Origin of the sequence: Shimia sp. MMG029, from assembly GCF_027947445.1 — a bacterium.
Lineage (GTDB): Bacteria > Pseudomonadota > Alphaproteobacteria > Rhodobacterales > Rhodobacteraceae > Shimia.
In genome coordinates this window covers 60,425-67,326 of sequence record NZ_JAQJIM010000012.1, presented here as the reverse complement: position 1 = coordinate 67,326, position 6,902 = coordinate 60,425, and the positions used below count along the sequence as shown (strand labels likewise).

The following is a 6,902-nucleotide window of genomic DNA, read 5'->3' as shown; positions in this document are numbered from 1 at the left end:
AGCGCCTGAGCTCTACATCGCAGCGGGCATCTCCGGCGCGATCCAGCACCTTGCGGGCATGAAAGACTCAAAGATCATCGTCGCGATCAACAAAGACGAAGAAGCCCCAATCTTCCAGGTGGCAGACTACGGCCTCGTCGCAGACCTCTTTGACGCCGTACCAGCCCTCACCGAAAAACTCGGATAAGCTGGACAGCACACAGACACAGAAAGGCCCGCCACTTTGGCGGGCCTTTTTTATCACTGTGCTCCGAAGGCCTGTGCCTCACACTAGCGCCTTCAGGCTCTCAGACACGGCCGCAGCGGTCTCCTCATGGGCTTTGACGCTCAGCATGCGTTGCGCGGCCCCACGCTCCAACGTGCCAAACGCCATCCCCTCCACGCCTTGCGCCAAGGCGTCTTCGCTCAACACAACTTCAACCACGTCTTCCACCAAAGGCCGCAGCTCTTCGATCATCAGTCGGTCGACAAACAGAGGGTCCGGCCCCAGCCCGCTGGTGCCAAGCGCAGTCTCAGGCGCATGATCAGCAACCCACAACAGCACCACTTTGCCACCAATGGTATTGAGCAAAAGCTTCATCCGTGCGCTCCACGCCATCCGCAGCTCATCGCGGACCATGGAATAGCGATCCGGCGTGCGGGCACACAGCGTGCCCAGCATATGGCGCGTAAAATGAAACTCGCTAAAATCGATTTCGTTAAACACCATCTGCATCATATTGGAGGCGCCAATAAACCGATCGTTGCGGCGCGGATGCACCTTGTAATACCGGTTGGACATATTCTGCGCGCCCATGACCTGCAGCACGGTGACCTCGGCCCTTTGCGCCATCTCTAAAACAGATGGCTCAGCCAGAAAGGCGTCTATGCCAGCGTTCACATAGCCCAAATTCACACATGTAAGCGACAGTGTCTGATCGACGATCTCCACAAACGGCTGCTGCACAAATTTCCCGTAGGTTTCCGTCCCGCCAATAAATGCGACATACGGATCATCCAACGATTTCTGCGGCCCGCGAAACATCAGTCGCGACTCGCCATAATGACAGGGCTCGTACTCAAGCGCACCGCCATCCATCTTCTCGTAAGACATAATCTCACCCTAATTTTCTCACCCGTTTGGGAGAATCGCGCAAAGCTCTTGCTAAAAGGCTAATGCGCGCCTTTGACATAAGTTTTAGAGACTCCTCCCCCTTGCGGCTGTTGCGGAGGCAGGCATAAAGTCTGCGCAGAGCTCAGAGAGGATAATAAGATGGACATCAAAACGATTGGCGTCGTTGGCGCGGGCCAAATGGGCAACGGCATCGCACATGTTATGGCGCTTTCGGGATATGATGTGCTGCTCAATGACATCAATCAGGATGCGCTGGAGGCCGCAGTCGCGCGCATCGACAAAAACCTAGAACGGCAGGTCAGCCGTGAGAAGATTTCCGCCGATGCAAAGGCCGAAGCCATGGGCCGCATCAAAACCACGCTGAAACTGCCCGACCTTGGCACCACCGATCTGGTCATTGAAGCCGCGACGGAACGAGAAGAGATCAAACATCAGATCTTTGACACCCTGAAGCCGCATCTCGCACCACATACGATTCTCACGTCAAACACCTCATCGATCTCAATCACACGTCTCGCCAGCCGCACGGACCGGCCAGAGCGTTTCATGGGATTCCACTTCATGAACCCTGTTCCGATGATGCAACTGGTCGAGCTGATCCGCGGCATCGCCACCGATGAGCCCACTTATAAAGCCTGTCTGAACATCGTGGAGCGCCTTGGCAAAACTGCTGCCAGCGCCGAAGACTTCCCGGCCTTCATCGTGAACCGCATCCTGATCCCAATGATCAACGAAGCCTGCTACACGCTCTATGAAGGTGTGGGAAACGTCGCCTCCATCGACAACGCCATGAAGCTGGGTGCAAACCATCCGATGGGGCCACTGGAACTCGCAGACTTCATCGGTCTGGACACCTGCCTTGCGATCATGAACGTACTGCACGACGGCCTTGCAGACACCAAGTACCGCCCCTGCCCGCTGCTCACCAAATATGTCGAAGCGGGCTGGCTGGGTCGCAAAACCAAGCGCGGCTTTTATGACTACCGTGGCGAAACACCGGTTCCCACTCGCTGATCCGCACAGTGTGAGCCACAAAAAAGGCGCGAGGATCTCCCTTCGCGCCTGACATCAATACGTGGAGAAATCGCGCTTTATGAGCCTTTGCCCAGATCCAGAGTATGCTGGCGCAGCCACGCCATAAAACCACGCGGATCCGTGTGCAGGCGCTCCATCTGTTCATCCGTCAAAGGTTTGCCAACCACCGGTTTCTGCGGCTTGTGACAGGAGCGCACGATCTCGTGCAACAGCAGCCCCTGCCGCAAGATCGGAGAAATCTTGTTGGCAATTTGATAGGCACGGCTGTTTTGCCCCGGATAGAAAATCGGCACGACGCGCGCACCAGACCGGCGGATCATCTGTGCTGTGAACACATTCCATTCCCGCTCAATCGCCGGGCCAAACCAAGTGTCAGAGCTCATCACCACCCCGGATGGGAAGAGCGCTACAACGCCCCCCTCTTTCAGATGCGCCATCGCGTTCCCGCGCATCTCAACCATCTTGCGCTGTGCGTCAGGATCATGCGGGAACGGCACCGGGATCATAAAGCTGGAGGCGGTCTCATCCAGCCCCGTCAATACGGAGCGCGTCAAAATGCGATAGTCCTGGCGCACCCGTCCGATCAGGTCGGCAAAAATCATGCCATCCACCATACCATGGGGATGGTTGGCAACCACAACCACAGGGCCGTCTGTCGGAATATTATCCAGCTGCTCCAGCGGGGTGGTCAGATCAATGCCCATGACATTCAGCGCACCACGCCAGAAGTTTTGACCGCGATACTGCTCGGTGCTGCGCTCAAACTTATTCACCATGCGCAACACGGTCAGCTTGCCTGTGAACCATTCGATGGCGCGAATGGCGAAGGCCGTCCAACGGTCATCAAAAGAATTGGCATACGTCAACGTGCGCCGATCATAGATATGACCGTCGGTTTCGCTGGCAGGTTTGTTAACCTGCGCCTCTGGCACTGTGTCTACCAAGTCCGTCTTCCTGTGCCACCGCGGCCCGATTAAAAGCCTTCGCCGAATTTGTCTGCGACAAGCGCCTCAATGGCGTCGGCCAAGGCCAAAGCGTCTGGCCCGCTGGTTTCTACGTCAATGCTGGTGCCTTTGGAGGCCGCCAACATCAGCAAACCCATAATACTGTCCCCACCTGCACTCAAGCCATCCTTCGCGACTTCTGCGGTGGCGTCAAATCCTTCGACAACTTCAACAAGCTTGGCGGAGGCCCGCGCGTGCAGGCCTTTTTCGTTCACGATCTGCATCGTGCGTTGGACAATCTGGCTCATGTCACTACCCTGCTTGAATATTTTGGCTGTCAATATACTTGCGACCGGCCTCTAGCGCAGCGCGCACGGCCTCGGCCACATCTAAATGGCGGCTTTTGGCCAATTTGATCAACATTGGTAAATTTGCACCATAGAGAATGCGACGATTGCTCGGCGCACAGGCGCGCAGACTCAAATTGGATGGAGATCCCCCAAACATATCGGTGACAATCACCACGCCATCGCCGCGATCTACGGCGTCGGCAGCCTCACAAATTTCACGCTGTTTCTGGGGGCGATCATGATCGGCCTCAATCGTTATGGCCGCAACAGCACCCTGTGCGCCGACCACATGCTCCATGGCGGCCAGATACTCTTTGGCCAACCCGCCATGTGCGACGATGACTATTCCGATCAAACTGTTCTTTCCCCATCTTCCTGGCAAATCGGTCTGCGGGCAGGCAGCGAGGCAAACCGATTAAGCTCGCGATGCCTTATAGACACCTGCCAGCCCCTGTTTGCAAGGGATTCGGCCATCGTTTCGGTGACAAAGACAGAGCGATGTTTGCCCCCCGTACACCCAAACGCAATCATTAAATGGCTGCGCCCTTCGCGGATATATCCAGGCAATACCCCATCAATCATCTGCTGCGCTGTTGTCATGAAGGGGACAAATCCCGGATCTTCAGCGACATAGGCGCCAACAGCGGCGTCCCCGCCATCCAACGCGCGCAGATCTTCCTGCCAATGCGGATTGTGCAGAAATCTGCAATCAATCACGATATCGGCGCCCTGCGGCAAGCCGCGCTTGTAGCTGAACGATGTGATCGTCAGCCCGATCGCCTGATCGCTCAACTGTGAAAAGCGCCCCTGTACCGCCTGTCGCAACTCGTGCGGGCTCAGTTCAGACGTGTCGATCAAGACATCCGCATGGTTGCGCAATCCGCTCAGCAGCGACAGTTCACGGTCAATGCCTTCGGTTGGATCTTCTTGTCGCGCCATCGGGTGGTTGCGGCGCGTCTCATTGTACCGCCGGCGCAGCACGTCTGCGCGACAATCCAGATAAAGAAGATCCGCCGCGGCATTCGGAATCGCCCGCGCGATATCCATCGCAGACAGCAAAGCGTCCCGAGAAAAGTCGCGGTTTCGCACATCCAGCCCCAGCGCCATCGGCTGGCGCAATGGCTCACCGGACAGCAACCGCTCAAGCAGTCCCAGCGGCAGGTTGTCGATGGTTTCAAACCCAACATCCTCCAGCGCTTTGATCGCGGTTGATCGTCCAGCGCCAGATGGCCCGGTCAGCAAAACAAGTGGATAAGTGTTCTCAGAGGCGGGCATGTTCCGTCCTTAAGCGTTTCGACCATGGCGCAGCATCTGCAAAATCGCCGCCGCAAAATAAGGGGCATCCACCCCCCAGAGCATTGGTACCGGCTGGCCCAGAATATGCGCCTCGCGCGGGTGCGGCAAACGATCCGTCTCTGTCTGATCCAAATCCACAACCAGTTGCAATCGGGCCTGCGCCTCTGTCTCCGCACGTAAGATACCGACCCCACGCGCTTCGACAAGCCCACGTGTGGTGTCTGGCGCACGCACCCAAAGTCCGTCTCCGGCCTGCCGCACAAGCGTTTGGTCATCCGCAACCAGCGTCGCACCATAAGCCATCAACTGAAGCGACAGAGAGGATTTTCCGCGCCCGGATGCCCCCCGGATGAACACAGCCCGCCCTGCATCTGCCACACAGGATCCGTGCAGCAAAACTTCGTCTGCCTGCTCTTTCGGCTGGTCTGTTGATGCGCTCACCATATTGCTGCGCGCCTGCTCCATAACTCAGACCGGCAGGCCAACAACAAAGCGCGCGCCCAACGGCTCAGAGGTCACATCCGCATCTGTGGGGCGAATGTTTTCGGCCCAGATCACACCGCCATGGGCTTCGACGATCTGTTTGGAAATCGCGAGACCAAGACCAGAGTTATTGCCAAACTGCGACTCGGGCCGATGGGAGTAAAAACGGTTGAAGATCTTGTTCAGCGACTGCTCAGGAATGCCTGGCCCGGTGTCTTCCACCACCACCAGCACGCGGTTTTCACGCCGCCGCGCCCAAACCCGGATCGCGTCACCCTCTTCGCAGAAACTGATCGCATTGGTGATCAGATTGACAAACACCTGCGCCAAACGCGCTTCTAGCCCATGAATATCAATCGGCCCTTCCGGCAGATCGGAGATAAAATCGATGCTCTTTGATTTCGCATCCTCGCTCAGATACTGCGCCAGATTGCCAATCATCACCAACAGGTCGAAGGTCTCTTCTTCTTCTTTGACCAGCTCACTATCAAGCCGCGACGCATTGGAAATATCGCTCACCAAACGGTCCAGACGACGCACGTCATGTTCGATCACGTTCAGCAATTTCTCGCGATGCTCATCCTTTTTCACAACCCGCAGCGATCCCACCGCCGAACGCAGCGACGCCAAGGGGTTCTTGATCTCATGCGCCACGTCGGCAGCAAACTGTTCGTTGCTGTCGATACGCTCATAGAGCGCAGAAACCATGCCGCGCAGCGCGCCGGACAAACGGCCAATTTCATCAGGCCGCGCCGTAAGATCAGGAATGCGCACGCGCCCCGGATTGACCTTGCGGTTGTCTTTGTCACCGCCAAGCTCAGCCGCAGCAGCCAGATCAGACAGCGGGTTGGAAATCGTCGACGCCAACACCATCGACAGCCCAACGGACACCACAATCGCGATCAAAAACATCTGCAGCACGCGTTCCCGCTCAGAGCTGACCATGTCATCAAGTTCACCAGACGCACTGGTCAGCGTCACGGCACCAACCACCTGCGCCCCCTGTCGGATCGGCACCGCCATCGCAAAGACACGATCACCAGACATATCCGTCAACGTCACCAGGCGCTCTTCCCCAGTCACCGCTTCCTGGGCCAACACCAGTAGTTTTTCCTGCAACCCTGCACCACGTGGGGCTGTGGGCTCACTTGATCCCACAACCGCGTCCCAAAGTCGGCTCAGCGCAGATGTCAGGGGCGTGCCATCTGGACGCTCTGCAAAATCATCAGCCGCAGAGGCTGACGCGCTGCCCTCATTCGCGCCCACCACATTGGGGGCCGTGTCAAATACAGTCACACTTGTGCCGGTCTGCAGCGGCAGCTTTTGCAAAGTGGCCGCAACATCCACACCGTCATTTGTCGCAAGATTGACCGGCGCCCCCGCTGGAAGCTGCGCTTCAAAAGCCCCAGCAATCAACCGCGCCTCAGTGACAAGCCCAGACGCCCGCTGCACAGCAAAACTGTCACGCGCGCTGTTGAGATACAGGATACCCGCGACCAGAACGCACAGCGCGATCAGGTTGAACGTGATGATTTTCCGGGTGAGAGGCGATTTGCTCAGCGGCAACAGCCGGCGACGGTCACGCCGACCTCGCATTTCTCTTTCGGCACGGGCTTCAGGCGCGACCCAATCGTCACCCAAAACAACGTCCCCGTCCCGCCCTTGCGCCATGTCTCGCAC

General features: G+C 57.4%; 9 protein-coding genes. 2 read left to right on the top strand and 7 right to left on the bottom strand.

The window, feature by feature from the left end; all coding sequences use genetic code 11:
• On the top strand, window positions 1–187 hold a 187-nt coding region (locus PJL69_RS19360), incomplete at its 5' end, for an electron transfer flavoprotein subunit alpha/FixB family protein (protein WP_271311153.1).
• Between the two features lie 78 nt (window positions 188–265).
• Here PJL69_RS19360 and PJL69_RS19355 read toward each other — a convergent pair.
• The gene (locus PJL69_RS19355) at window positions 266–1,093 is read right to left on the bottom strand and encodes a DUF6473 family protein (RefSeq protein WP_271311152.1); all 828 of its coding nucleotides are present in this window, start codon (window positions 1,091–1,093) and stop codon (window positions 266–268) included.
• A gap of 159 nt (window positions 1,094–1,252) precedes the next feature.
• On the opposite strand from PJL69_RS19355, the gene PJL69_RS19350 reads away from it, so the two are divergent.
• Window positions 1,253–2,128 carry a 3-hydroxybutyryl-CoA dehydrogenase gene (locus PJL69_RS19350; RefSeq protein WP_271311151.1) on the top strand — a complete coding sequence of 292 codons (876 nt, stop codon included), beginning with the start codon at window positions 1,253–1,255 and terminating at the stop codon, window positions 2,126–2,128.
• 77 nt (window positions 2,129–2,205) lie between these two features.
• Here PJL69_RS19350 and PJL69_RS19345 read toward each other — a convergent pair whose 3' ends face one another.
• The 6 genes from PJL69_RS19345 to PJL69_RS19320 are packed head-to-tail and all read right to left on the bottom strand — an operon-like array spanning window position 2,206 to window position 6,893.
• Entirely contained in the window at window positions 2,206–3,093 is an 888-nt protein-coding gene (locus tag PJL69_RS19345) for a lysophospholipid acyltransferase family protein (protein WP_271311150.1), read from the bottom strand.
• 29 nt (window positions 3,094–3,122) lie between these two features.
• The gene (locus PJL69_RS19340; RefSeq protein WP_247743627.1) at window positions 3,123–3,401 is read right to left on the bottom strand and encodes an HPr family phosphocarrier protein; all 279 of its coding nucleotides are present in this window, start codon (window positions 3,399–3,401) and stop codon (window positions 3,123–3,125) included.
• 4 nt (window positions 3,402–3,405) lie between these two features.
• Window positions 3,406–3,798, bottom strand: coding sequence for a PTS sugar transporter subunit IIA (locus PJL69_RS19335; RefSeq protein ID WP_209100929.1), 393 nt, complete (start codon window positions 3,796–3,798; stop codon window positions 3,406–3,408).
• Complete coding sequence (gene rapZ, locus PJL69_RS19330) at window positions 3,795–4,718, bottom strand: RNase adapter RapZ (RefSeq protein WP_271311149.1); 924 nt, start codon at window positions 4,716–4,718, stop codon at window positions 3,795–3,797. Before rapZ ends, PJL69_RS19335 begins: the two co-directional genes overlap by 4 nt.
• A gap of 9 nt (window positions 4,719–4,727) precedes the next feature.
• Entirely contained in the window at window positions 4,728–5,183 is a 456-nt protein-coding gene (locus PJL69_RS19325) for an HPr kinase/phosphorylase (RefSeq protein ID WP_271311148.1), read from the bottom strand.
• A gap of 24 nt (window positions 5,184–5,207) precedes the next feature.
• Window positions 5,208–6,893, bottom strand: coding sequence for a sensor histidine kinase (locus tag PJL69_RS19320; RefSeq protein WP_271311147.1), 1,686 nt, complete (start codon window positions 6,891–6,893; stop codon window positions 5,208–5,210).
• Window positions 6,894–6,902: the final 9 nt, after the last annotated feature.